We start from the raw sequence: 21,727 nt of genomic DNA on the forward strand, positions 1-21,727 counted from the left end.
TCTCGTGGATCAGGCCGGAGCGGCGTCCGTGGACGACGGGGCGGCAGGGGTGTCGGCGGCCCCTCCGTCGGCGGCGGCCTTGGCCTCCGCCTCCCGTGCTTCCGCGGCGGCGCTGATCTCGCGCCAGGCGGACTCGGCCGCCTGCTGCTCCGCTTCCTTCTTGCTACGGCCGGTGCCGGTGCCGTACGAGACACCACCGACGCGGGCGGCAGCAGTAAAGGTCTTCTCGTGGTCGGGGCCGGTCTCCGTGACGAGGTACTCGGGGACTCCGAGGCTCTCGCTCGCGGTCAGCTCCTGGAGGCTGGTCTTCCAGTCCAGGCCGGCACCGAGGTTCGAGGACCGGTCGATCAGCGGATCGAAGAGCCGGTGGACCAGCTCCGATGCCGCGTCGAGGCCCTGATCGAGATAGACCGCGCCGATCACCGCTTCGAGGGTGTCGGCGAGGATGGAGGCCTTGTCCCGGCCGCCCGTGCCCTCTTCGCCCCGGCCGAGCCGGATGAAGGAGCCGAGTTCGAGGCCGCGGCCCACTTCCGCCAGCGCACGAGAGTTGACCACCGCGGCCCGCAACTTGGCCAGTTGGCCTTCGGGCAGGTCGGGGTGGGTGCGGTACAGCGTGTCGGTGACCACCAGACCGAGCACCGAGTCCCCGAGGAACTCGAGCCGTTCGTTGGTGGGCAGACCGCCGTTCTCGTACGCGTACGAACGATGGGTCAGCGCACGCACCAGAAGGGCGGACTCGAGGTGATACCCGAGCCGCCCTTCCAGAAGCGTGTGGGACGAGGCTGTGTTGACGTTGTCTGCCTGCTTCTTGGCGTGGGACAACTCAGACATCGGGCCTCTCACCAGCCGCTCAGACCTCGAGGACCTGGCGCTTGTTGTACGTGCCGCAGCTGGGGCACGCGATGTGCTGCAGCTTCGGCTCCTGGCAACGCTCGCACGAAACCAGGGTGGGGACCGCAGCCTTCCACTGCGACCGGCGGTGGCGCGTGTTGCTGCGCGACATCTTCCGCTTCGGAACAGCCACGGCTACTTCTCCTGCTTCTCGTCGACGCCGGTGCCGGCGCCGCCCATGTTGTCCTTCTCGCCGTCCTGAATGGTCTCGGCGAGTCCTTGCAGTGCCGCCCAACGAGCGTCGACGGCATCGTGGTGGTGACCGGGATTCTCGTCCAGCCTGACTCCGCACTCGGAGCACAGACCGGCGCAGGTCTCCCGGCACACCGGCTGCATCGGCAGTGCGAGCACCACCGCATCACGCAGCACCGACTCGAGGTCGAGCAAGCCGTCCTCGAGGAAGAACCTGTCCTCGTCGTCCTCGGCGTCGTCGACCGGGGCGGCGGACTTGCCACCGTTCCGGTCATCGGCGTCAGGGTACGAGAACATTTCCTGGAAGTCCGCCTCGACCTCAAGGCTCAGCGGCTCCAGACACCTTACGCACTCCCCCTCGGCGGCCGCACGGGCGGTGCCGGTGACGAGCACACCCTCCATGACGGATTCGAGGCGGAGCTCCAGCTCCACCGGCGCGCCCTCCGGCACACCGATGACCCCGTCGATCCCGAAGTCCTTCGGGGCGTCCACCGTGCGGGTCAGCCGCTTCATGGCACCAGGACGCCGGCCCAGCTCGTGCGTATCGAACACGAGGGGGTTGCGGTGGTCGAGGTTGCCGTTCAGGGGTCTTCCTGCTTTCGGATCGTGCGCGTCAGGGGGGTGGGGGCCGACCGGTCCGGAGTCGAAGCGGGCAGCCGGGATCGCGGACATACGCGCGACCGAAGAGCCAGGATACTGGACACACCGCCCAGCTCCCAATCCGGCCCCGTTCCCCGCCCCCGTCCCGCTCCCGGGCGCCGGGGAGCGGTCAGCGCCCCTGTTCGTACCGGCGGAGCTGGTCCAGGTCGATCATGCTGGTGTCGAAGAGGCTGGTCTCGTCCAGCGCGCCCTCGCCCTGGGGCGGGAGCTGCTGCCCGCCCTGGACCGGCTGCTGCCAGGCGTCGTAGCCGCCCTGGGCCACGGCCTGGCCCTGGTTCGGGTCGTAGCCCTGCTGCTGGTAGGCCGCATAGGGATCGGGCTGCTGCGGGTAGCCGTAGACGTCCTGCCGCACGGGCTCCTGGTAGGCGTCCTGCCGCTGGTCCCCGTAGATGTCCTGGGACTGCTGGTCCCCGTAGGCGTCCTGCCGCTGGTCCTGGTAGCCGTACGTTTGCGCGTACTGCGGCTCCGGCTGCGCCCCGTACGCGGGCTCGCCCTGCCGGGGCTGCGGGAGCGGCTGCGGGGCGGCGATCTCGGCCAGTCCGGCCCAGTGGTCCTCGTCGCTGGTGCGGCCCTGGTCGCCCGCCGCGTCCTGGGCGGCGATGTGGGCGCCCAGCTCGTCCGTGGCGACCCGGCCGTGCAACTTCTGCCGGCCCCGGCCGACGGCCTCCAGGGTCTTGGCGAGCACGGCCTCGAAGGCGCCGAGCTTGGTGTCCACGTACTCGTCGGCGCGGCGCCGGAGCGTCTCCGGGTCGGCGCTGCGCTCGGGCGCCTCGGTGAAATCGGGGTCCTCGTAGCCGTGCTCGTCGATGCCCTGGCCCCGGCCGAGCAGCTTCTCGCGGCCCCGGTCGACGGAACCGATGGTCTTGGTGAGGACGACCTCGAAGTTGGCGAGCTTGCTGTCGACGTACTCGTCCGCCTCGGAGCGGACCTCGTCGGCCTCCTGGCGGGCCTCGCCGAGGATCCGGTCGGCCTCCGCCTGCGCGCGGCGGGCGACCTCGGTGTCGGAGACGAGGGAGCCGCGCTCGGCGTGGGCGGACTCGATGATCCGTCCGGCCTCCTGGCGGGCCTGCTCGACGAGCTGCTCGTGGCCACCGATGACCTCGGCCGCCTGGGCGAGCGAGCCGGGCAGGGCCTCGCGCACCTCTTCGAGCATCGCGAGCAGGTCGGCGCGGTTGACCACGCAGGACGCCGACATGGGCATCGACCGGGCGTTCCCGACCGCTTCGACGATCTCGTCGAGCTTCTTCTGCACGTCCACCGTGTGCTCGCCACTCTCTACTGCGGATTGGAGACGGACGGGACGACTGTACGGCCAGTCGGTGCCCGCCCGACACCTGGTGACGTGCCGTCAGCGGCTCAGCGCTGGGCGAGGCGCTCGGTCAGGGCGGCATGGACCGGGGGCGGCAGCAGGTGCGAGACGTCGCCGCCCCAGGTCGCCACCTCCTTGACCAGCGAGGACGACAGGAAGCTGTAGGTCGGATTGGTCGGCACGAAGAGCGTTTCGACGCCCGAGAGCCCGTTGTTCATCTGGGCCATCTGGAGTTCGTAGTCGAAGTCGCTGACGGCCCGCAGGCCCTTCACGATCGCCGGGATGTCGCGCTGCTTGCAGAAGTCGACCAGCAGTCCGTGGAAGGACTCGACCTGGACGTTGCCGAAGTCCGAGGTGACCTGGCGGATCAGGTCGATCCGCTCGTCGACCGTGAACAGACCCTTTTTGGACTGGTTGATCATCACCGCGACATGTACGACGTCGTACAGCTTCGAGGCGCGGCCGATGATGTCGAGATGTCCGTTGGTGATGGGGTCGAACGACCCCGGGCAGACGGCGCGGCGCAACTTGGTTCCCTCGCTCTCCGGTCCGGTCATCGTGCGTCTTCGCACGGAGCGGCGGCGCGACCGTACCAAAGCGTTCCCTCGCCGTAGCGGCGGGCCCGCAGTGGTTCGAAGCCGTCCGGCCAGCCGAATTCTCCGCCTCTGGTGCTGCGTTCCACGGTGACGAGCGCATCGTCCGCGAGCCACCCCTGGGCACGGAGTGTGAGCAGGATCTCGCCAAGATCGTCGTCCGTGACGGCGTAGGGCGGGTCGAGGAAGACGATGTCGTACGGGTCGGCCGGGGGCGGTCCTGTCACGATCTGTTCGGCTTTGCCCGCCCGGACCTCGGCGCCGGGCAGGCCCAGGGTGCGGACGTTGTCGCGGACGGTGCGGACGGCCCCGGCGTCGGCCTCCACGAGCAGGGCGTGGGCGGCGCCCCGGGAGAGCGCTTCGAGGCCGACGGCCCCCGAACCGGCGTAGAGGTCGGCGATCCGCATGCCGTCGAGGGTGCCGAGGAGCGCCTGCCAGGTGGAGAACAGGCCTTCCCGCGCGCGGTCGGAGGTGGGGCGGGTGCCGGTGCCGGGCGGGACGGCCAGGCGGCGTCCGCCGGCCACGCCTGCGATCACGCGGGTCATGGGTGTCTGGTCCTCGGTTCGGGGCGGCGGGCAGGGTGCTGCGGACGCCGTGCACCCCACGATATGGCGTCGGCGGAGGCCGGGCGCCCCGGGGCGTCTCCCCGGCCCGGAGCCGTGCCGGCGGGCCTCGTCCGGACCCCTCGGGCCCGGACGGGGATCCGCCGGCGCGCGCTCAGCCCTTGTCGAGGTACTCCTCGCGCTCCTTGTCGACCAGCGCGTCGAGCGCGGTGCGCAGCTCCGGCAGGTGCTCCAGCTCCGGGTCGGCGGCGACGACGGCGGCGGCCTCCTGGCGGGCGGCTGCGATGACCTCCTCGTCGTCGATGACGCTGAGGACCCGCAGCGAGGACCGCACGCCGGACTGGGCCTGGCCGAGGACGTCGCCCTCGCGGCGCTGTTCGAGGTCGATGCGGGAGAGCTCGAAGCCGTCGAGGGTGGCGGCGACAGCGGAGAGCCGGGCGCGGGCGGGGCTCGCCTCGTGGGCCTCGCTGACCAGCAGGCAGAGCCCGGGGGCGGAGCCGCGGCCGACCCGGCCGCGCAGCTGGTGGAGCTGGGAGACGCCGAAGCGGTCGGCGTCCATGATCACCATGGCGGTGGCGTTGGGGACGTTGACGCCGACCTCGATGACGGTGGTGGCGACGAGGACGTCGACGTCGCCGGCGGCGAAGCGGCGCATCACGTCGTCCTTGTCGTCCGGCTGCATCCTGCCGTGCAGCACCTCGACGCGCAGACCGTGCAGGGGGCCCTTGGCGAGCTGCTCGGCGATGTCCAGGACGGCGAGCGGCGGGCGCTTGTCCGCCGCGGCCTCCTCCTCGGCGGACTTCTTCCCCTTCTTCTTCGCCGGGTCGTCCTCGTCGTCGCCGATGCGGGGGCAGACGACATAGGCCTGGTGGCCGTTCTCCACCTCCTCGCGGACCCGTTCCCAGGCGCGGCTGAGGAAGTGGGGCTTGTCCTTGGCGGGGACGACATGGCTGGCGATGGGTGAGCGGCCGGCCGGGAGCTGGTCGAGGACGGAGGTCTCCAGGTCCCCGAAGACGGTCATGGCGACCGTCCGGGGGATGGGGGTCGCGGTCATGACGAGCAGGTGCGGGGACCTCTTCTCCCCCTGGGAGTGCGCCTTGGAGCGAAGGGCGTCGCGCTGTTCGACCCCGAAGCGGTGCTGCTCGTCCACGACGACCAGGCCGAGGTCGTGGAACTTGACCTTGTCCTCGATCAGCGCGTGCGTCCCGATGACGATGCCGGCCTCGCCGGTGACCAGGTCGAGCAGGGCCTGCCGGCGGGCGGCGGTCCCCATCGATCCGGTGAGCAGTACGACCTTCGTACCCAGCTCGGCACCGCCCAACATGCCGCCTTCGGCCAGCTCCCCCATCATCTCGGTGACCGAGCGGTGGTGCTGCTGGGCGAGGACCTCGGTGGGGGCGAGCATCGCGGCCTGGCCGCCGGCGTCCACGACCGCGAGCATGGCGCGCAGGGCCACCATGGTCTTCCCGGATCCGACCTCCCCCTGGAGGAGGCGGTGCATGGGGTGCTCGGTGGCGAGGTCGTCGAAGATCTCCTCTGAGACCTTCCGCTGGCCGTCGGTGAGGGTGAAGGGGAGCTTGGCGTCGAAGGCGTCGAGGAGTCCGTCCGGGGCGGGCCGGCGGGCGGTGGCGGGCAGCTGGGTCTCCGTGTGCCTCCGGCGGGCCAGGGCGACCTGGAGGACGAAGGCCTCGTCCCATTTCAGCCGCTCCCTGGCCTCCGCGATGTCGGCCTTGGTCTGCGGCCGGTGGATCTTCAGCAGGGCCTCGGGCAGCGCGGCGAAGCCGCGGCCCTCGCGCAGCGCCGGGGGCAGCGGGTCGACGGCCTCCCGGGCGCTGGGCAGCACGGCGTCGACCGCCTTGGCGATCCGCCAGGAGTCGAGCTGCTTGCAGGCGGGGTAGATCGGCAGCAGCCGGCCCGCGAAGGCGTCCACGGCCTCGGCGGCGCCGCTCTCGTCGGCCGGGTCGGCGTCGAGCAGCTGGTAGGTGGGGTGGGCGAGCTGTGTCTTGCGGTTGAAGACGGAGACCTTGCCGGCGAACATGGCGCGCCGGCCCGGCAGCAGCTCCTTGTGCGGTTTGTGGACGCCGTGGCCGAAGAAGACGAGCTGGAGCCGGCCGTGGCCGTCGGTGAGCGTGACTTCGAGGCGCCTGCCGCTGCCCCGGCCTCCGTTGAACGTCAGCACCCGGGCGTCGGCGACCTGGGCGACGACCGTCACGTGCTCGTCGAGCGGGAGATCGGTCAGCGCCGTGAGCCGCCCCCGCTCCTCGTACCGCCGCGGGTAGTGGTGCAGCAGATCACCGACCGTGTGCAGGTCGAGGTGGTCGGCCATCACCTTCGCGGTGGCACCGCCAAGGAGCTTCTTGAGGGGTTCGTCGAACGCAGACACGCGATCCATTGCACACCACTCCACTGACAGACGTGCCGGGGACGCCGCCAGAACCCTGCGAAACCGCTGGTCAGATTTGTCGCCCGACCCCTAGGATCGGCTCCCACGCTCTCGTTCGCGATCGCCCCGCGGGGGATCGCCCGACCCGCGCTGTCGCAAGTCCCCCCACCGGCGCTGCGACGAATGACATCTGAGAACTCAGCGAATTCCGCGTCCTTCGACCCCGCCGCCCGGCAGCCGCACACCTTCCAGGTGGATCTGCGCGGTCTGGTCGACCTTCTCTCCCACCATCTCTACTCCTCGCCGCGCGTCTATCTGCGCGAGCTGCTGCAGAACGCCGTGGACGCCCTCACGGCCCGGCGCGCAGAACAGCCGGACGCCCCCGCGCTGGTGCGGCTGTACGCCGGGGAGGGCCGGCTGCGCGTCGAGGACAGCGGCATCGGGCTGACCGAGTCCGATGTGCACAGCCTGCTCGCGACGATCGGGCGCAGTTCCAAACGGGACGGTGCCGAGGGGCTGGCCTCGGCACGGGCGGAGTTCCTGGGCCAGTTCGGGATCGGGCTGCTCGCCTGTTTCGTGGTCGCCGCGGAGATCCGGGTGGTGAGCCGCTCGGCGCGGACGCCCGGTGCGCCGCCGGTGGAGTGGTGCGCCCGCGACGACGGTTCGTACACCGTGCGTACGCTGCCCGACGAGGCGCGTCCGGAGCCGGGCACGACGGTGCATCTGACGGCCCGGCCGGGCTCCGGCGACTGGCTGTCCGAGGAGCGGGTGCGCGCGCTGGCCCGGGACTTCGGTTCGCTGCTGCCGTACGACGTGCGGGTCGGCGACACGGCCGTCACCGAGCTGCCGGCCCCGTGGGACCGCGCGCATCCGAGCCCGGCGGCGCGGCGGGTGGCGCTCGCCCGCCACTGCCACGAGCTGTTCGGCTTCTCGCCGCTCGACACCGTCGACCTGGACCTTCCGCTCGCCGGGATCCGCGGGGTGGCGTACGTGCTGCCGTCGGCGGTGAGTCCGGCGCAGCGCGCGGGCCACCGGGTCCATCTCAAGGGCATGCTGCTCACGGACCGGGCGGACGAGCTGCTGCCGGAGTGGGCGTTCTTCGTGCGGTGCGTCGTCGACACGGACACCCTGCGGCCCACGGCCTCGCGGGAGGCGCTGTACGCGGACGAGACGCTGGCCGCGGTCCGCGAGGCGCTGGGCGAACGGATCAGGGACTGGCTGACGGGTCTGGCCGCGGGCGATCCGGAACGGCTCGCGGAGTTCCTGTCCGTGCACCATCTGGGCGTGAAGTCGCTGGCCCGGCACGACGGGGCGATGTTGCGCACGATGCTGCCGTGGCTGCCGTTCGAGACGACGGACGGCCGGCTGTCGCTGGAGGAGTTCGCCCGGCGCCATCCGGTGGTGCACTTCACCCGCTCCGTGGAGGAGTTCCGCCAGGTCGCGCCGATCGCGTCGGCTCAGGGCATCGGGGTGGTCAACGGCGGCTACACGTACGACACCGAGCTGGTGGAGGCGCTGCCCTCGGCCCGGCCGGGGACGGTGGTGGCGGAGCTGGACGCGGACACCGTCACCGCGCATCTGGACGCGGTCGATCCGCAGGAGGAGCTGGCGCTGGCGCCGTTCCTGGCGGCGGCGCGGGCCCGGCTGGATCCGCTGGGCTGCGACGTGGCGCTGCGCGCGTTCCATCCGCTGACGGTGCCGGCGCTGCATCTGGACGACCGTTCGGCCCGTCACGAGCAGGCGCGGGCGGAGGCCGAGGAGCAGGCGGACGAGCTGTGGGCGGGCATTCTCGGCTCGTTGCGGGGTTCGGCGCCGCGGGCCCGGCTGGTCCTGAACCATCTCAATCCGCTGATCCGCCGGATCGGTGCGTTGGACTCCCCGGAGCTGGCGGCGACCGCCACGGAGGCGCTGTACGGGCAGGCGCTGCTGATGGCCCAGCGGCCGCTGCGGCCCGCCGACTCGGCGCTGCTGAACCGGGCCTTCGCCGGACTGCTGGAGTGGGCCGCACCCGTCGTACCGGGGAACTCCCCCGCACACCCCCAGGAGGACGGCCGATGAGCGCCGGCACCGCGACGATCCGCCAGTCCCTGCGGGAGTTGCTGGACGAGCCCGAGGGGCCCGCCCGCAACGCCCGCGCGGAGCGGCTGCTGGCCGAGGCCGAGCAGAGCGGGGACGCCCCGCTGCTGGTGGAGGCGCTGGTCCACCAGCTGCAGGTCTACAACTACAGCTCCGAGAAGGACAAGATGTTCGTCCCGTTCGCGCGGCTGCTGCGGATGTGGGACGAACGGCCGGACGATTTCGACGCGTTCATGACCCACCATCTGTTCTGGATGTTCAAGTGGGTCTCCAGTTCCATGGTCGACCAGCCGCACATCCCGCTGGCCGCCATCGAGAAGTGGCAGGCGGAGATGGCGCACCGCTACCGCCTCGCGGGCCATTCGACACGGGCGGTGCACCAGGGCGAGCTGGAGATCGCCCGGCATCTGGGCGACATGGAGCGGGCCGGGCGGGCGTACGCCGCGTGGCAGGCCGCCGAACGCGACCGGATGGCCAACTGCCACGCGTGCGAACTGCACGAGCAGGGCGGCTGGCACGTGCTGCGGGACCGGGACGAGGAGGGGCTGGCCGCCTGGGCGCCGGTGCTGGAGGGCGAGCACACCTGTGCGCACGAGCCGCACGCGGTGCTGGCCGCCTCGCTGCTGCCGCTGCTGCGGACCGGGCGGGCGGACCGGGCCAGGGCGCACCATCTGCGCGGCTACCGGCTGGTGCGGCCGATGGAGAGCATGCGGTACGCGGTCGCGCTGCACATCGAGTTCTGCGCGCTGACCGGCAACGAGGCGCGGGGGCTGGAGATCCTGGCCGAGCGTCCGGCGTACTTCACGGACGACGGCAATCCGGGCAGCCTGCTGGACTATCTGGCCGTGACGGCCGTGCTGATGGACCGGCTGGTCGCGCTGGGGCACGGGGCGCAGCCGGTGCCCGGTCCGGCCGGTACCGAGTGGACCGCCGCGACGCTGGCCGTCGAGGCCCGCGCGCGGGCGCTGGCCCTCGCCGCCCGTTTCGACGAGCGCAACGGCAACGGGTACGTGGGCGGGCAGACCCGGGAGCGGCTGGCGCGCCGGCCGCTGCTGGACCGGCTGCCGCTGGGTGTGCGGGCGGCGCGGCCGGCGGCCGCCGCCGTGCCGGTGCCCCCGGCGCCGGAGGAGCGGTCCGAGGCGCCGGAACGGGATCTGGCCGGGCTGCTGGCCGAGGCGAAGCGGCTCTCGGACGCCCATGATCCGCAGGCCGGTCCCGCCTGGCGGGCGGTCGCGGAGCGGGACGGGAAGGACGGCGAGCCGGATGTGCTGACCGTCCACGACCGGGCGAGCATGGCGGACCATCTGGCGATGGACGGCGAACGGCCGGCCGCCGAGGGCGCGGAGCTGTTCGCGACGGCGTCCCGGTTGTACGAGGAGGCCGGCGACGCCGGGGAGGCGGTGGCGGCGCTGGCCCGGCGGGCCTTCCTGCTGTCGATGGACGGCGCCGGTGACGAGGCGGCGCGGGAGATCGGGCCGCTGGTCGTCCGGGCGCTCGCGCTGCACACGCAGGGCGCGGCCACGGCCCGGCAGGCGAGCGGGGTGCTGGTGTGCCGGGCCCGGATCGCCCGGCAGGCGCTGATGCGCGCGGAGGACGAGAAGGCCGGGGAGGCGGCGGTCGCCGCGCTCGACCGGGCGGCGCGGGAGACCCTGGAGTTCGCCGAGCCGCTGCGGGACGAGGACGGGGTGCCCTCCCGTCTCGCCGAGGTGCTGGGCTTCCTCGCGGACGTCGCCGGGTTCGGCGGCGACGGCCCCGCCGCGGCCGGGCTGTACACGCGCGCGGCCGACGAGACGGTGGCCGCGGGGCTGCCGTGGTTCGCCGTCGAGTACGAGGCGCGGGCGGGCCGGATCCAGGTGCAGCTCGGCGACCACGAGGCGGCGGAGCGTTCCGTGCGGGCGGCGCTGGAACACGGCGGGAGCCGGCTGCCGGCGGCCGGGCGGGCCCGGCTGCTGCTCCAGCTGGCCGAGACGGTGGCGGACGCGGGCCGGTTCGAGGAGGCGACGGAGGCGGGGCTGGACGCCGCGCACTGGGCGGACGAGGGCGGGGACGAGGCGCTGGGCGTCTACGCCCGTCATCAGCTGGGCGGCTGGCTGCTGCGGCTGGGGCGGGCCGCGGAGGCGGCCGCCGTCCTGGAGTCCGTGCTGCCGGACATCGACGTCGAGAACCACGGGGAGGGCATGCTCGTCCAGACGCTGTGGTGGCTGGGCGACGGGCTGATGGCGCTCGACGAGCCCCGGGCGGCGGCCGAGCACTGGCTGCGGGCGGCCGATGTCGCCCGGGGCTGGCCGGAGCAGCACGACCACGCGATGCTCGCCCAGTTGGCCGGGCAGGCGCTCTACCGGGCCGAGCTGAATCCCGAGGCGGACCTGGCCTACACCCGCGCCGGTGAGCTGTGGCGGGAGCTGGGCGAGACGGCCCCGCTGGTCCGCACCCTGCGGGTCCGGGCCTGGATCGCGATCCGGGAGGGCCTCCCGGGGCTCGCGCCCGCCCGCGCGTTCATGGCCGAGGCCGAGCGCGTCTGCGAGGAGGCCGGACTCCGCGAGGAGCTGGCGGACACCTGCCGCCAGACGGCCGAACTGATCGCCCACGCCTGCGAGGAGGACCCGGGCGAGGCCCCGGACGACCCGGCCAGGCTGGCCTACGAGGAAGCCCTCGGCCAGGTCGACCGCGCCGTGGCCGTCCTCGCCCCGGCGGGTCCGGAGGCGACGGCGCAACGGACCGCCGCGGAGCTGATGGCCGCCTGGCTGGAGGCCGACCTCGGCCGCCCGGAGGGTGCGCTGCGCCGGGCCGCCGCCGTCGTCGCCGCGTACGAGGACGTCCCGCCGGACACCGACGAGACGGCGGACGCCCGGCGCGCGGAGGCGGAGTCGCTGCGGGCGTACGTGACGGGGGCGGGGCGGTCCTGAGCCCGGACCGGACGGGTCCTGAGCCCGGACCGGACAGGCCCTGAGCCCGGACCGGACGGGTCACGGGGCCCGCCCGGCAGGGCGGGATGTCCGGTGCGGGGGCGCCGGGCGGCGGATGTCCCGGCGGCGGAGCCGGCCGGGCGTCCCGCCGGTGCCGCGAGCCGCCGCGCCCGACACCGCGCCCCGGCCCTACTCCACCCCGATCAGGAGGGGCGCGCACTGGTGGCCGCCCCGGTACACCACGGTGTCGACGGCGAGATAGCCCTCGCGGACGTGCTCCTCCAGCATGTGCGCGAGGGTGTCGGGGACGTCCTCGCCGAGGACGAGGGTGACCAGTTCGCCGCCGGCGGCGAGCATGCGGTCCAGGACCGTGCGGGCGGTGGCGGGGATGTCCTCGCCGATGACGGCGACATCGCCGTCGATGAGGCCCAGGATGTCGCCGGCCTGGCAGATGCCCGCCATGGTCCAGGACTGCCGTTCGGCGACGGCGAGTTCGGCGTAGCGGGTGGCTCCGGCCGCGGCGGTCATGGCGACCACGTCCTCGTCGAAGCTGCGGTCCGGTTCGTGGACGGCGAGGGCGGCGATGCCCTGGACGGCGGCCCGCGTCGGAACGAGGGCGACCCGGATGCCGGCGGCCCTGGCCTGTTCGGCGGCGGCGGCCGCGGTGTGGCGCAGTTCCCCGTCGTTGGGCAGCAGCACCACCTCGCGGGCGTGCGCGCGGCGGATGGCGTCGGCGAGTTCGCCGCTGGCGAGGGGTTCGCCGGGCCGGGCGAGCACGGTGGTGGCCCCGGCCTCCGCACAGAGGCCGGCGAGCCCGTCGCCGGGGACGACCACGACGACGGCGCGCTGGGCGGGTTCGGGGCGGGCGTGGCCGCGGTCGGCGGCGAAGTGGGTGATCCGGATGCGGTGCGGGCGGCCGGCCTCCACGCCGGCCTCCACCGCCGCGCCCGCGTCGTCGACGTGGACATGGACGTTCCACAGTCCGTCGCCGCCGACGACGACGAGGGAGTCCCCGAGGCTGTCGAGCCGGGTGCGCAGCCGCTCCACGGCGGCGTCCTCGGCCTCCAGCAGGTAGATGACCTCGAAGGCCGGGCCGTCCTGCGGTCCGTCGGCCGAGGGGCAGTCCAGGACCGGGGCGGGGACGGGCACCGTCGGGGCCACCGGCTCCGGGGGCTGTCCGGTGACCGCTTCGACCAGGGCGCCGAGCACCGCGACGAGTCCGCGTCCGCCCGCGTCCACGACCCCGGCCCGGCCGAGGACCGCGAGCTGGCCGGGGGTGGCGTCCAGGGCCGTGCGGGCGCCCGCGTGGGCGGCGGTGGCCACCGCCGCGACCGTGGCGTCGTCCGGGGTCCGTGCGGCGGCCTCCGCGGCGGCGGTGGCCACGGTGAGGACGGTGCCCTCGACGGGGTGGGCGACGGCCTCGCGGGCCGAGACGGCGGCGCGGGCCAGGGCCAGGCGCAGCGGGCCGGGTCCGCTCCCGCCGGCGAGCACCCCGGCCATGCCGCGCAGCAGCTGCGCCAGGATCGTGCCGGAGTTGCCCCGGGCGCCGATCAGCGCCCCGTGGGCCATGGCGCGCACCGCGTCGGCGGTGGAGGGGGCCAGCGGTCCGGTCTCGTGGGCGGCGAAGACGGCCTCGACGGCGGCCGCCGCGGATTCCACGGTCAGATAGAGGTTGGTGCCGGTGTCGCCGTCGGCGACGGGATAGACGTTGATCGCGTCGATGGCCTCGCGTTCCCGGCCCAGCGCGTCCAGCGCCCGTGAGCACCAGGTGCGCACCGCGTCGGCGTCCAGGTCGTCCGCGGTCTGCGACACCTGATGGTCCTCCTCGAAACGCGTACCGGGGCGGCGGGCTGCACCGCAGAGTAGTCCCGGCCGGCGGGCGGCCCGGCTCCAGGGGCGGGGCGGGCGGCCGCCGAACCCATGGTAGTTTCGTATCTCCGACGCAGCCGTTGTATGCTGCTTCGGTTGCCCGACGTAAGTCGGGACATTCCCCCGGTACCGCCACTTCATCCAATGAATCCGGCGTGCCGGAATTCACTGTAAGTGCATCTGAAGTTTTGGAGTGACCCGTGGCTGCCAACTGCGACGTTTGCGGCAAGGGGCCGAGCTTCGGCAACAGCATTTCGCACTCGCACCGCCGTACGTCCCGTCGCTGGAATCCCAACATCCAGCGCGTGCGTGCCGTGGTCGGGCGGACGCCGAAGCGGCTCAACGTCTGCACCTCGTGCATCAAGGCCGGCAAGGTCGCGCGCTGACGTTCCCGTCGTAGCGCAGCCCTACCGGTTGCCCAAAAAGCCGGTCCATCTCGGTGGACCGGCTTTTTGCTGTGCGCGGCTCCGGCGGCGCGGCCGCTCAGGGGGCCCGGCCGCTCAGGGGGCCCGGCCGCTCAGCGGGGGTCGCGCAGCCGCCAGGCGTGGTCGACGGGGCCGATCCCGGAGCCGAGCGGGAAGCCCGCGGCGATCGCCCCGGTGACATAGGCCTTGGCGGCCCGTACGGCCGTGGGCACGTCCTGGCCGGTGGCCAGTCCGCAGGCGATGGCGGAGGCGAGCGTGCAGCCCGTTCCGTGGGTGTGGCGGTTGTCGTGGCGGGGGGCGCGCAGCCAGTGCTCCTCGGTGCCGTCGGTGAGCAGGTCGACGGGGTCGCCCGGCAGATGCCCGCCCTTGATCACCACCCAGCGCGGCCCGTACTCCAGCAGGGCGGCCGCGGCCCGGCGCATTCCGGCCTCGTCGGTGACGGTGATCCCCGTGAGCTGGGCCACTTCGTCGAGGTTCGGGGTGGCGACGGTGGCGACCGGCAGCAGTTTCGTACGGACCGAGTCCAGCGCCTCGGCGGCGAGCAGCGGATCCCCGTGCTTGGAGACGCCGACGGGGTCGACGACGGCCGGGGCGCCGGTCCCGGCGAGCAGCGCGGCGACGGTCTCGACCAGCTCCGCGGAGGCGAGCATGCCGGTCTTGACGGCATCGGCCCCGATGTCGTCCATGACGCTGCGGTACTGGGCGCGCACGGCGTCCGCGGGCAGCTCCCAGGCGCCCTGGACGCCCCGCGAGTTCTGCGCGGTGACGGCGGTCAGCACGCTCATCCCGTGGACGCCGAGGGCCAGCATGGTCTTCAGATCGGCCTGGATGCCCGCACCGCCGCCGGAATCGGATCCGGCGACGGTGAGCACACGGGGCGGTGCGGCGGAAGATATCGGCATGGGCCGCAATCTACTGGGCGTCCTCGATGCCGCCGAAGTGGTCCCAGCCGCCGGTGCTGGTCCAGGGCGCCCCGTCGACCGTCACCTGCGGCAGCGCCGAGGGGTTGACGACCTCGCCGATCACCTTCCAGCGGGCCGGCAGCTTCACGTCCGGCGGGAACGTGGCGACGATCGCGTGGTCCTCTCCCCCGGTGAGCACCCACTGGAGCGGGTCGACGCCGACGGCCTGGCCGATGTCGGACATCTGCGAGGGGATGTCGATGGAACCGGAGCGCAGGTCGATGCGGACCTTGCTGGCCTCGGCGATGTGTCCCAGGTCGGCGACGAGCCCGTCGCTGACGTCGGTCATCGCGGTGGCGCCGAGACCGGCCGCCGCGGGGCCCGCGTGGTAGGGCGGTTCGGGGCGGCGGTGGGCCTCGACGAAGGCGCGGGGCGAGCGGAAGCCGCGGGAGAGCACGGCGTATCCGGCGGCGGACCAGCCGAGCCAGCCGGTGACGGCGACGACGTCGCCGGGCTGGGCGCCGGCCCGGGTGACCGGTTCGTGGTTGCGCAGATCGCCGAGCGCGGTGATCGCGACGGTGATGGTGTCGCCGCGCACCACGTCGCCGCCGACCACGGCGGCCCCGGCGACCTGGCACTCGTCACGGATGCCGTCCATCAGCTCGCCGGCCCAGGTGACCGGGAGTTCGGCCGGGGTGACCAGGCCGAGGAGCAGCGCGGTGGGCACGGCCCCCATGGCGGCGATGTCGGCGAGGTTCTGCGCGGCGGCCTTGCGGCCGACGTCGTACGCCGTCGACCAGTCGCGCCGGAAGTGCCGTCCCTCCAGCAGGATGTCCGTGCTGGCCACGACCCTGCGGTCGGGGGCGGTCACGACCGCGGCGTCGTCGCCGGGCCCCAGCCGTACCGCCGGGGTGGTGGTCAGCCGGGACGTCAGCTCCCTGATGAGGCCGAACTCCCCCAACTCGCCCACGGTTCCCTTCACCGAGTCTCACCTCTCATCGATGGGGCCGGACGGGCGTCCGGCCTGCTCCAGCGCCCCGGGTGCCCGCCCGGTCGTGGAGCGCGGTCGCCGGCGCGTACGGCCGGTCTTGCTGGTCACGGGCATGGTCCGGCCCCCGTCCGCGCCGCCGGACGCGCGGTCGCGGGCCCCGGCCGCGGTCGGTACCGTCAAGGAATACGTCAACCTGTGCGTTCCGTACGCCACGCTGTGGACGTCTTCCGGCCCCCAGGTCTCCCCGCGGCGCGCGACGACGCGATAACGTGGCGTCCCTTTCCCCCACATGATCCTCGTGGCCGCCCTGGAGGTTCCGTGGTACAGGCGTACATCCTTATTCAGACCGAGGTGGGCAAGGCGTCGACCGTCGCCGAGACCATCTCCAGGATTCCGGGAGTGATCCAGGCAGAAGACGTCACCGGCCCCTACGACGTGATCGTGCGTGCCCAGGCCGACACGGTCGATGAACTCGGACGCATGGTGGTCGCCAAGGTCCAGCAAGTGGACGGCATCACCCGAACCCTGACCTGCCCGGTCGTTCACCTGTAGCCCCCGTCTACGCTGGGCCGGTGACGTCTACCCGCCGCCGGCTCCCCCGCCCCGTGCTCCTCGGCCCGTCCGCCGCCCTGGTCCTGCTGGCTGCGGCGGGCTGTTCCTCGGACCCGTCGGCGTCGGTCACGGTGCCCACTCCGTCCTCGGAAGCCGCAGCCTACTGCCGTGCCCTGCACAAGGAGCTGCCGCGTTCCGTCGCGGGGCTGGAGCGCGAGGACCCCTCGCCCCGTTCCGATCTGACGGCCGGGTGGGGGGACGGGGCGATCGTACTGCGCTGCGGTGTCCCGCGCCCCGAGAAGATGAGCGACCCCCAGGCGAAGGCCGCGGAGGCGGACGGCGTCAACTGGATGCTGGAGCAGCGTGAGGACGCCGGGCCCCGGTTCACCACGACGCTGCGCAAGGCGTACGTGGAGGTCACGCTCTCCGAGGCGTACGCGCACGACGCGACGCCCCTGGCGGCGTTCGCCTCCGCGGTCAAGAAGACCGTCCCGCCCAGCCTGTAGGCGTGCGCCCGTTCGCGGGGCGCACGCCTGCAGGGGTGTTCCGCGGGTCAGCGCAGGCCGGTCGGCCGGTCCAGCGCCGCCTGGATGAGGCGGTCCACCAGCTGCTGGTAGCTGACGCCGCTCTCCTGCCACATGCGCGGGTACATGGAGATCGGGGTGAAGCCCGGCAGGGTGTTGATCTCGTTGATGACGAAGCCGCCGTCCTCGGTGAGGAAGAAGTCGGCGCGGACCAGGCCCTCGCAGGAGGCCGCCTCGAAGGCCTCGACGGCGAGCCGCTGGACCTCGGCGGTCTGTTCGGGGGTGAGCGGGGCGGGCACGATCCCGGAGGCGGCGTCGATGTACTTGGCCTCGAAGTCGTAGAAGTCGTGCGCGGTGACCGGGGGGATCTCGGCGGGCACGCTGGCGCGCGGGCCGTCCTCGAACTCCAGCACCCCGCACTCGATCTCGCGGCCGCGCAGCAGCGACTCGACGAGGAACTTGGGGTCGTGGCGGCGGGCCTCCTCGATCGCCTCGTCGAGCCCGGCGAGGTCGTCGACCTTGGTGATGCCGATGGAGGAGCCGGCGCGGGCGGGCTTCACGAAGAGCGGCCAGCCGTGCTCGCCGGCGAAGTCCACGATGCGCTTGCGGGCGGCCTGCCGGTCGTTGTCCCACTCCCGGGGGCGTACGACGACGTAGGGGCCGACGGGGAGTCCGAAGGAGGTGAAGACCCGCTTCATGTACTCCTTGTCCTGGCCGACCGCCGAGGCGAGCACCCCGGCGCCGACGTACGGCACCCCGGAGAGCTCCAGCAGGCCCTGGAGCGTGCCGTCCTCCCCGTACGGGCCGTGCAGGACGGGGAAGACGACGTCGACCTCGCCGAGCGCCTTGGGGACCGATCCGGGCTCCGTGTAGACCACTTCGCGGCTGCCGGGGTCGACGGAGAGCACGACGCCGCCGTCCTCGGACTCGGCCAGTTCGGTCACGTCCGGCATCCGCCGGTCGGTGATGGCCATGCGTTCGGGTGCGTCGGCGGTGAGCGCCCAGCGGCCGTCCGTCGTGATGCCGATCGGCAGGACGTCGTACTTCGTCCGGTCGATCGCGTTCAGGACCGCGCCGGCCGTGACCACCGAAATGCCGTGCTCGGAGCTGCGGCCGCCGAACACGACGGCCACACGCGGCTTGCGGAGCTGGTGCTCCGTGCTCTGGGGGAGGTTCTCGCTGCTCATATCGCGTTGAGCGTACCTGCTGGTACCGGTGGCGTCAGCGTGGCCGGGGCCGCCCGGGGCCGAACGGGGTCAGTGCCGTTCGGCCTTGGCGGTGCGCGACATCAGCTCCTTGACCGCGACCAGCGGCGACTTGCCCTCGTGGACGATGCCGGCGACCGTCTCGGTGATGGGCATGTCGACGTGGTGGCGCCGGGCCAGGTCGAGGACCGACTCGCAGGACTTGACGCCCTCGGCGGTCTGCTTGGTGGCCGCGATGGCCTCCTGGAGCGTCATGCCCCGGCCGAGGTTGGTGCCGAAGGTGTTGTTGCGCGAGAGCGGCGAGGAGCAGGTCGCCACCAGGTCGCCGAGTCCGGCGAGGCCGGAGAAGGTCAGCGGGTCGGCGCCCATGGCGACGCCCAGCCGGATGGTCTCGGCGAGGCCGCGGGTGATGAGCGAGCCCTTGGCGTTGTCGCCGAGCCCCATGCCGTTGGCGATGCCGACGGCCAGCCCGATGACGTTCTTGACGGCGCCGCCGAGTTCGCAGCCGACCACGTCGGTGCTGGTGTAGGGGCGGAAGTACGAGGTGTGGCAGGCGGCCTGGAGGCGGCGGGCCACGGCCTCGTCCGTGCTGGCGACGACGGCGGCCGCGGGGCGGCGTTCGGCGATCTCCTTGGCGAGGTTGGGGCCGGTGACGACGGCGACCCGCTCCGGGCCGACCCCCGTGACCTCCTGGACGACCTCGCTCATCCGCTCGGCGGTGCCGAGTTCGACGCCCTTCATCAGGGAGACCAGGACCGTCTGCGGCTCCAGGTACGGCGTCCAGGCCGCGAGGTTGGCGCGCAGCGTCTGGGAGGGCACGACGAGGACCGCGAAGTCGGCGCCGCGCAGCGCCTCGGCGGCGTCCGTGGTGGCCCGGACCGATTCGGGCAGCTGGATGCCGGGGAGGTAGTCGGGGTTGGTGCGGGTGGTGTTGACGGCGTCGGCGATCTCGGCCCGGCGTCCCCAGAGGGTGACCTCGCAGCCCGCGTCCGCGAGGACCATGCCGAAGGCCGTACCCCAGGAGCCGGTTCCGAAGACGGCGGCCTTGACGGGGTGCGTCACGTGGTTCCCTCTCCTTCGGCCCTGCGCCGCTGCTCGGCGCGGGCCCTGCGGTGGTCGTACGGCTCGGCGGGGGCCTTCTCGCCGCGCACCTGCTCCAGTTGCTCCGTGATCGCCCGCATGATGATCTCGGTCACCTCGCGGAGCACCTCGGGCGTGGCCTCCCGATCGTAGAACCGGGAGAGGTCGACGGGCGGGCCCGCCTGGACCCGGAGGGTCTTGCGGGGGAAGAGCCGGACCTTCTTCTCCTTGGCGTACGGCGGCATCGCGAGGTTGGCGCCCCACTGCGCGACCGGGATCACCGGTGCGCGGGTCGTCAACGCGACGCGGGCGGCGCCGGTCTTGCCGGCCATCGGCCACATGTCGGGGTCGCGGGTGAGGGTGCCCTCGGGGTAGAAGGCGACGCACTCCCCGCGTTCGATGGCGTCGACGGCGGCCCGGAAGGCGTCCATCGCGTTCGTCGTCTCGCGGTACACCGGGATCTGGCCGGTGCCGCGCAGCATCATGCCGACGAAGGGGGCCTTGAACAGGCCCGCCTTGGCGAGGAGCCGGGGCACCCGGCCGGTGTTGTACTGGAAATGCCCGTACGACAGCGGGTCCAGGTAGGAGTTGTGATTGACCGCGGTGATGAATCCGCCGTCGGCCGGAATGTGTTCCATTCCCCGCCAGTCGCGCTTGAACAGAATCACCAGCGGCGGTTTCGCGATGACCGCCGCCAGGCGGTACCAGAAGCCGATTCTGCGGCGGGACACTCGGACACCTTCCTCTATGGCCTGACTGTGGAGCGGACTGCTGCCTGACTACCGAGGGTCAAGTCTCGCCCCAGGCCCCTGCTCTGTCGAGAACACCGTACGCCTCGCCTTCGGGACCGACCCTCCGGGTTGTCGCACCGGCAGGCGAGAATAGGCGGCCATGCGCACCGACGGGGAGACCGCCACGAACACCGACCCGACCGGACCCTGGTCACTGGTCGTCCCGCTGAAGCCCTTGGCGCGGGCCAAGAGCAGGCTGACGCCCGCCTCGGGCCCGCTGCTGCGGCCCCGGCTGGCCCTGGCGTTCGCCCGCGACACGGTGTCCGCCGCGCTGTCCTGCCCGGCCGTGGCCGATGTGGTGGTCGTCACGGACGACGCGGCGGCCGCCGCCGCGCTGGCGGCTCTCGGGGCGCGGATCGTGCCCGATGTCCCGGCGGCGGGGCTCAACGCCGCTCTCGCGCACGGTGAGCGCGTGGTGCGGACGGGCAGGCCCCGGGCCGCGGTCGCCGCGCTGAACGCGGACCTGCCCGCGCTGCGTCCGGCGGAATTGTCCCGTGTCATCGAATTCGCCGCCGCTTTTCCGCGCGCTTTTGTGACCGATGCGGAGGGAATCGGGACGACATTTCTGTCGGCGGGCCCGGGAGTGGAATTGCGGCCCGCTTTCGGCGGTCCGTCGCGGGCCCGGCATCTGGCGTCGGGCGCGGTGGAGATCACGCTGGCGGGCATCGATTCGGTGCGCCGGGACGTGGACACCGGCGCGGACCTCCGGGCGGCGCTCGCCCTGGGCGTGGGCCCGTACACGGCGGGGCGCTGGGCCGCCGGGGTACCGGCGGCCGACAGTCCTTAGGACCGTCCCGCACGAAAGGCCCTAGGCTTCCGTCCATGCAGGCGACCTCGTACACGTACGATCCCGAGACCCGTACCGGCAGTGTGCTGCTCGACGACGGCACCCCGGTGGACTTCGACGCCGCGGCCTTCGACGCGGGCGGGCTGCGGCTGCTGCGTCCGGGGCAGCGGGTGCGGATCGAGGGCGAGGGCGCGGGGGCGGCCCTGCGGATCACCCTGGTGACGCTCCAGACCTTCTGACCCCTGCGGCGTCACGGGCCCGCGCCCGGACGGGGCCCCGGACAGCCCGCGGGCCGGGCTCCCCCGAGGGGAGCCCGGCCCGGCGCGTGTGAGGGCCCGGTGCGGCCCGGTCTCACTTCTTGCGTGCGGTGGCCTTCTTGGCCGTGGTCTTGCGCGCCGTGGTCTTCTTCGCGGGCGCCTTCTTGGCCGTGGCCTTCTTGGCGGGCGCGGTCTTGGCGGCGGTGGCCTTCTTGGTCGCCGTGGTCTTCTTCGCCGCCGCGGGGGCCGCCTTCTTCGCGGCCGCGGTGGTCTTCTTCGCCGCCGCGGAGGTCTTCTTCGCGGTGGTCTTCTTGGCTGCCGCGGTGGTCTTCTTCACCGCGGTCACGGCCTTCTTCGCCGTGGCCTTCTTGGCGGTGGCCTTCTTCGCCGTGGCCTTCTTGGCGGCGGCCTTGGCCGTCGTCCGGGTGGAAGAACCGCCCGAGAGGCTGCCCTTGGGGGCCTTCTTCACGGCGACATCGTTCTTGGGGAGCTTCTTGGAGCCGCTCACCAGGTCCTTGAAGCCCTGTCCCGCGCGGAAGCGGGGCACCGAGGTCTTCTTGACCCGCACGCGCTCACCCGTCTGCGGGTTGCGGGCGTAGCGGGCGGGGCGGTCGACCTTCTCGAACGAGCCGAAGCCGGTGACCGAAACGCGGTCACCTGCGACGACGGCACGGACGATGGCGTCGAGCACCGCGTCCACGGCGTCCGCGGCCTGCTGACGGCCGCCGAGCTTGTCGGCAATCGCTTCTACGAGCTGGGCCTTGTTCACGT

21 protein-coding genes are annotated in these 21,727 nt (G+C 73.1%); 7 read left to right on the forward strand and 14 right to left on the reverse strand.

The genetic code is table 11. The features are described from left to right. Positions 1-9 precede the first annotated feature (9 nt). The 7 genes from rnc to recG form a co-directional block, all read right to left on the reverse strand. Complete coding sequence (rnc, locus tag ACFVDM_RS25200) at positions 10-831, reverse strand: ribonuclease III (protein ID WP_383644287.1); 822 nt, start codon at positions 829-831, stop codon at positions 10-12. Positions 832-850: 19 nt separating this feature from the next. Continuing rightward, complete coding sequence (gene rpmF / locus ACFVDM_RS25205; RefSeq protein WP_003965982.1) at positions 851-1,024, reverse strand: 50S ribosomal protein L32; 174 nt, start codon at positions 1,022-1,024, stop codon at positions 851-853. Between the two features lie 2 nt (positions 1,025-1,026). Then, positions 1,027-1,635 (reverse strand): YceD family protein, encoded by a 609-nt coding sequence (locus tag ACFVDM_RS25210; RefSeq protein WP_383644594.1) that lies wholly within the window; start codon positions 1,633-1,635, stop codon positions 1,027-1,029. A 217-nt stretch (positions 1,636-1,852) separates the two neighbouring features. Continuing rightward, positions 1,853-3,001, reverse strand: coding sequence for a cell division initiation protein (locus tag ACFVDM_RS25215; RefSeq protein ID WP_383644290.1), 1,149 nt, complete (start codon positions 2,999-3,001; stop codon positions 1,853-1,855). A 98-nt stretch (positions 3,002-3,099) separates the two neighbouring features. Then, positions 3,100-3,579, reverse strand: coding sequence for a pantetheine-phosphate adenylyltransferase (coaD, locus tag ACFVDM_RS25220; protein WP_383644597.1), 480 nt, complete (start codon positions 3,577-3,579; stop codon positions 3,100-3,102). 26 nt (positions 3,580-3,605) lie between these two features. Continuing rightward, positions 3,606-4,190, reverse strand: a complete 585-nt coding sequence (gene rsmD, locus ACFVDM_RS25225) for a 16S rRNA (guanine(966)-N(2))-methyltransferase RsmD (RefSeq protein WP_383644293.1) — start codon at positions 4,188-4,190, stop codon at positions 3,606-3,608. 172 nt (positions 4,191-4,362) lie between these two features. Continuing rightward, positions 4,363-6,600, reverse strand: coding sequence for an ATP-dependent DNA helicase RecG (gene recG / locus ACFVDM_RS25230; protein ID WP_383644296.1), 2,238 nt, complete (start codon positions 6,598-6,600; stop codon positions 4,363-4,365). Positions 6,601-6,774: 174 nt separating this feature from the next. Between recG and ACFVDM_RS25235 the strand changes: the two genes are divergently transcribed. After that, on the forward strand, positions 6,775-8,649 hold the full coding sequence (locus ACFVDM_RS25235; protein WP_383644299.1) for an HSP90 family protein: 1,875 nt from the start codon (positions 6,775-6,777) through the stop codon (positions 8,647-8,649). Then, positions 8,646-11,573 carry a tetratricopeptide repeat protein gene (locus ACFVDM_RS25240; protein ID WP_383644302.1) on the forward strand — a complete coding sequence of 976 codons (2,928 nt, stop codon included), beginning with the start codon at positions 8,646-8,648 and terminating at the stop codon, positions 11,571-11,573. The genes ACFVDM_RS25235 and ACFVDM_RS25240 overlap by 4 nt, the downstream gene beginning before the upstream one ends. 189 nt (positions 11,574-11,762) lie before the next feature. On the opposite strand, the gene ACFVDM_RS25245 is transcribed toward ACFVDM_RS25240, so the two are convergent. Continuing rightward, a complete protein-coding gene (locus ACFVDM_RS25245) occupies positions 11,763-13,385 on the reverse strand; it encodes a DAK2 domain-containing protein (RefSeq protein WP_383644305.1) in 1,623 nt (540 codons plus the stop codon). A gap of 257 nt (positions 13,386-13,642) precedes the next feature. Here ACFVDM_RS25245 and rpmB point away from each other — a divergent pair, with 257 nt between their 5' ends. Then, positions 13,643-13,828, forward strand: a complete 186-nt coding sequence (rpmB, locus tag ACFVDM_RS25250) for a 50S ribosomal protein L28 (protein ID WP_003965989.1) — start codon at positions 13,643-13,645, stop codon at positions 13,826-13,828. Positions 13,829-13,959: 131 nt separating this feature from the next. On the opposite strand, the gene thiD is transcribed toward rpmB, so the two are convergent. Then, the gene (thiD, locus tag ACFVDM_RS25255; RefSeq protein ID WP_383644308.1) at positions 13,960-14,769 is read right to left on the reverse strand and encodes a bifunctional hydroxymethylpyrimidine kinase/phosphomethylpyrimidine kinase; all 810 of its coding nucleotides are present in this window, start codon (positions 14,767-14,769) and stop codon (positions 13,960-13,962) included. 10 nt (positions 14,770-14,779) lie between these two features. After that, positions 14,780-15,751: a thiamine-phosphate kinase gene (locus ACFVDM_RS25260; RefSeq protein ID WP_383644311.1), complete on the reverse strand. Its 972-nt coding sequence runs from the start codon at positions 15,749-15,751 to the stop codon at positions 14,780-14,782. Positions 15,752-16,078: 327 nt separating this feature from the next. On the opposite strand from ACFVDM_RS25260, the gene ACFVDM_RS25265 reads away from it, so the two are divergent. Both ACFVDM_RS25265 and ACFVDM_RS25270 read left to right on the forward strand, forming a co-directional pair. Then, on the forward strand, positions 16,079-16,312 hold the full coding sequence (locus tag ACFVDM_RS25265) for an Lrp/AsnC family transcriptional regulator (protein WP_383644314.1): 234 nt from the start codon (positions 16,079-16,081) through the stop codon (positions 16,310-16,312). 20 nt (positions 16,313-16,332) lie between these two features. Continuing rightward, positions 16,333-16,818 (forward strand): DUF3515 domain-containing protein, encoded by a 486-nt coding sequence (locus tag ACFVDM_RS25270; RefSeq protein ID WP_383644317.1) that lies wholly within the window; start codon positions 16,333-16,335, stop codon positions 16,816-16,818. Positions 16,819-16,865: 47 nt separating this feature from the next. Here ACFVDM_RS25270 and ACFVDM_RS25275 read toward each other — a convergent pair whose 3' ends face one another. The 3 genes from ACFVDM_RS25275 to ACFVDM_RS25285 form a co-directional block, all read right to left on the reverse strand. After that, entirely contained in the window at positions 16,866-18,023 is a 1,158-nt protein-coding gene (locus ACFVDM_RS25275) for a D-alanine--D-alanine ligase family protein (RefSeq protein WP_383644320.1), read from the reverse strand. A gap of 69 nt (positions 18,024-18,092) precedes the next feature. Next, positions 18,093-19,103, reverse strand: a complete 1,011-nt coding sequence (locus ACFVDM_RS25280; RefSeq protein WP_383644323.1) for an NAD(P)H-dependent glycerol-3-phosphate dehydrogenase — start codon at positions 19,101-19,103, stop codon at positions 18,093-18,095. Continuing rightward, positions 19,100-19,852: a lysophospholipid acyltransferase family protein gene (locus ACFVDM_RS25285; RefSeq protein WP_383644326.1), complete on the reverse strand. Its 753-nt coding sequence runs from the start codon at positions 19,850-19,852 to the stop codon at positions 19,100-19,102. The genes ACFVDM_RS25280 and ACFVDM_RS25285 overlap by 4 nt, the downstream gene beginning before the upstream one ends. Before the next feature lie 160 nt (positions 19,853-20,012). Between ACFVDM_RS25285 and cofC the strand changes: the two genes are divergently transcribed. Continuing rightward, positions 20,013-20,699: a 2-phospho-L-lactate guanylyltransferase gene (cofC, locus tag ACFVDM_RS25290; protein ID WP_383644329.1), complete on the forward strand. Its 687-nt coding sequence runs from the start codon at positions 20,013-20,015 to the stop codon at positions 20,697-20,699. A gap of 35 nt (positions 20,700-20,734) precedes the next feature. After that, positions 20,735-20,938, forward strand: coding sequence for a hypothetical protein (locus tag ACFVDM_RS25295; RefSeq protein WP_383644332.1), 204 nt, complete (start codon positions 20,735-20,737; stop codon positions 20,936-20,938). 112 nt (positions 20,939-21,050) lie between these two features. Here ACFVDM_RS25295 and ACFVDM_RS25300 read toward each other — a convergent pair whose 3' ends face one another. Beyond that, a complete protein-coding gene (locus ACFVDM_RS25300) occupies positions 21,051-21,725 on the reverse strand; it encodes an HU family DNA-binding protein (protein WP_383644335.1) in 675 nt (224 codons plus the stop codon). Positions 21,726-21,727 lie beyond the last annotated feature (2 nt).

Source organism: Streptomyces sp. NPDC057682, from assembly GCF_042799575.1.
Taxonomy (GTDB): Bacteria; Actinomycetota; Actinomycetes; order Streptomycetales; family Streptomycetaceae; genus Streptomyces.

What these genes read in the sequence shown, in the direction of transcription:
- ACFVDM_RS25295 (WP_383644332.1), top strand. Translation starts at nt 20,735, where the DNA reads ATGCAGGCGACCTCGTACACGTACGATCCCGAGACCCGTACCGGCAGT.
- ACFVDM_RS25240 (WP_383644302.1), top strand. Translation starts at nt 8,646, where the DNA reads ATGAGCGCCGGCACCGCGACGATCCGCCAGTCCCTGCGGGAGTTGCTG.
- ACFVDM_RS25275 (WP_383644320.1), bottom strand. Translation starts at nt 18,023, where the DNA reads ATGAGCAGCGAGAACCTCCCCCAGAGCACGGAGCACCAGCTCCGCAAG.
- recG (WP_383644296.1), bottom strand. Translation starts at nt 6,600, where the DNA reads ATGGATCGCGTGTCTGCGTTCGACGAACCCCTCAAGAAGCTCCTTGGC.
- cofC (WP_383644329.1), top strand. Translation starts at nt 20,013, where the DNA reads ATGCGCACCGACGGGGAGACCGCCACGAACACCGACCCGACCGGACCC.
- ACFVDM_RS25235 (WP_383644299.1), top strand. Translation starts at nt 6,775, where the DNA reads ATGACATCTGAGAACTCAGCGAATTCCGCGTCCTTCGACCCCGCCGCC.
- thiD (WP_383644308.1), bottom strand. Translation starts at nt 14,769, where the DNA reads ATGCCGATATCTTCCGCCGCACCGCCCCGTGTGCTCACCGTCGCCGGA.
- rnc (WP_383644287.1), bottom strand. Translation starts at nt 831, where the DNA reads ATGTCTGAGTTGTCCCACGCCAAGAAGCAGGCAGACAACGTCAACACA.
- rsmD (WP_383644293.1), bottom strand. Translation starts at nt 4,190, where the DNA reads ATGACCCGCGTGATCGCAGGCGTGGCCGGCGGACGCCGCCTGGCCGTC.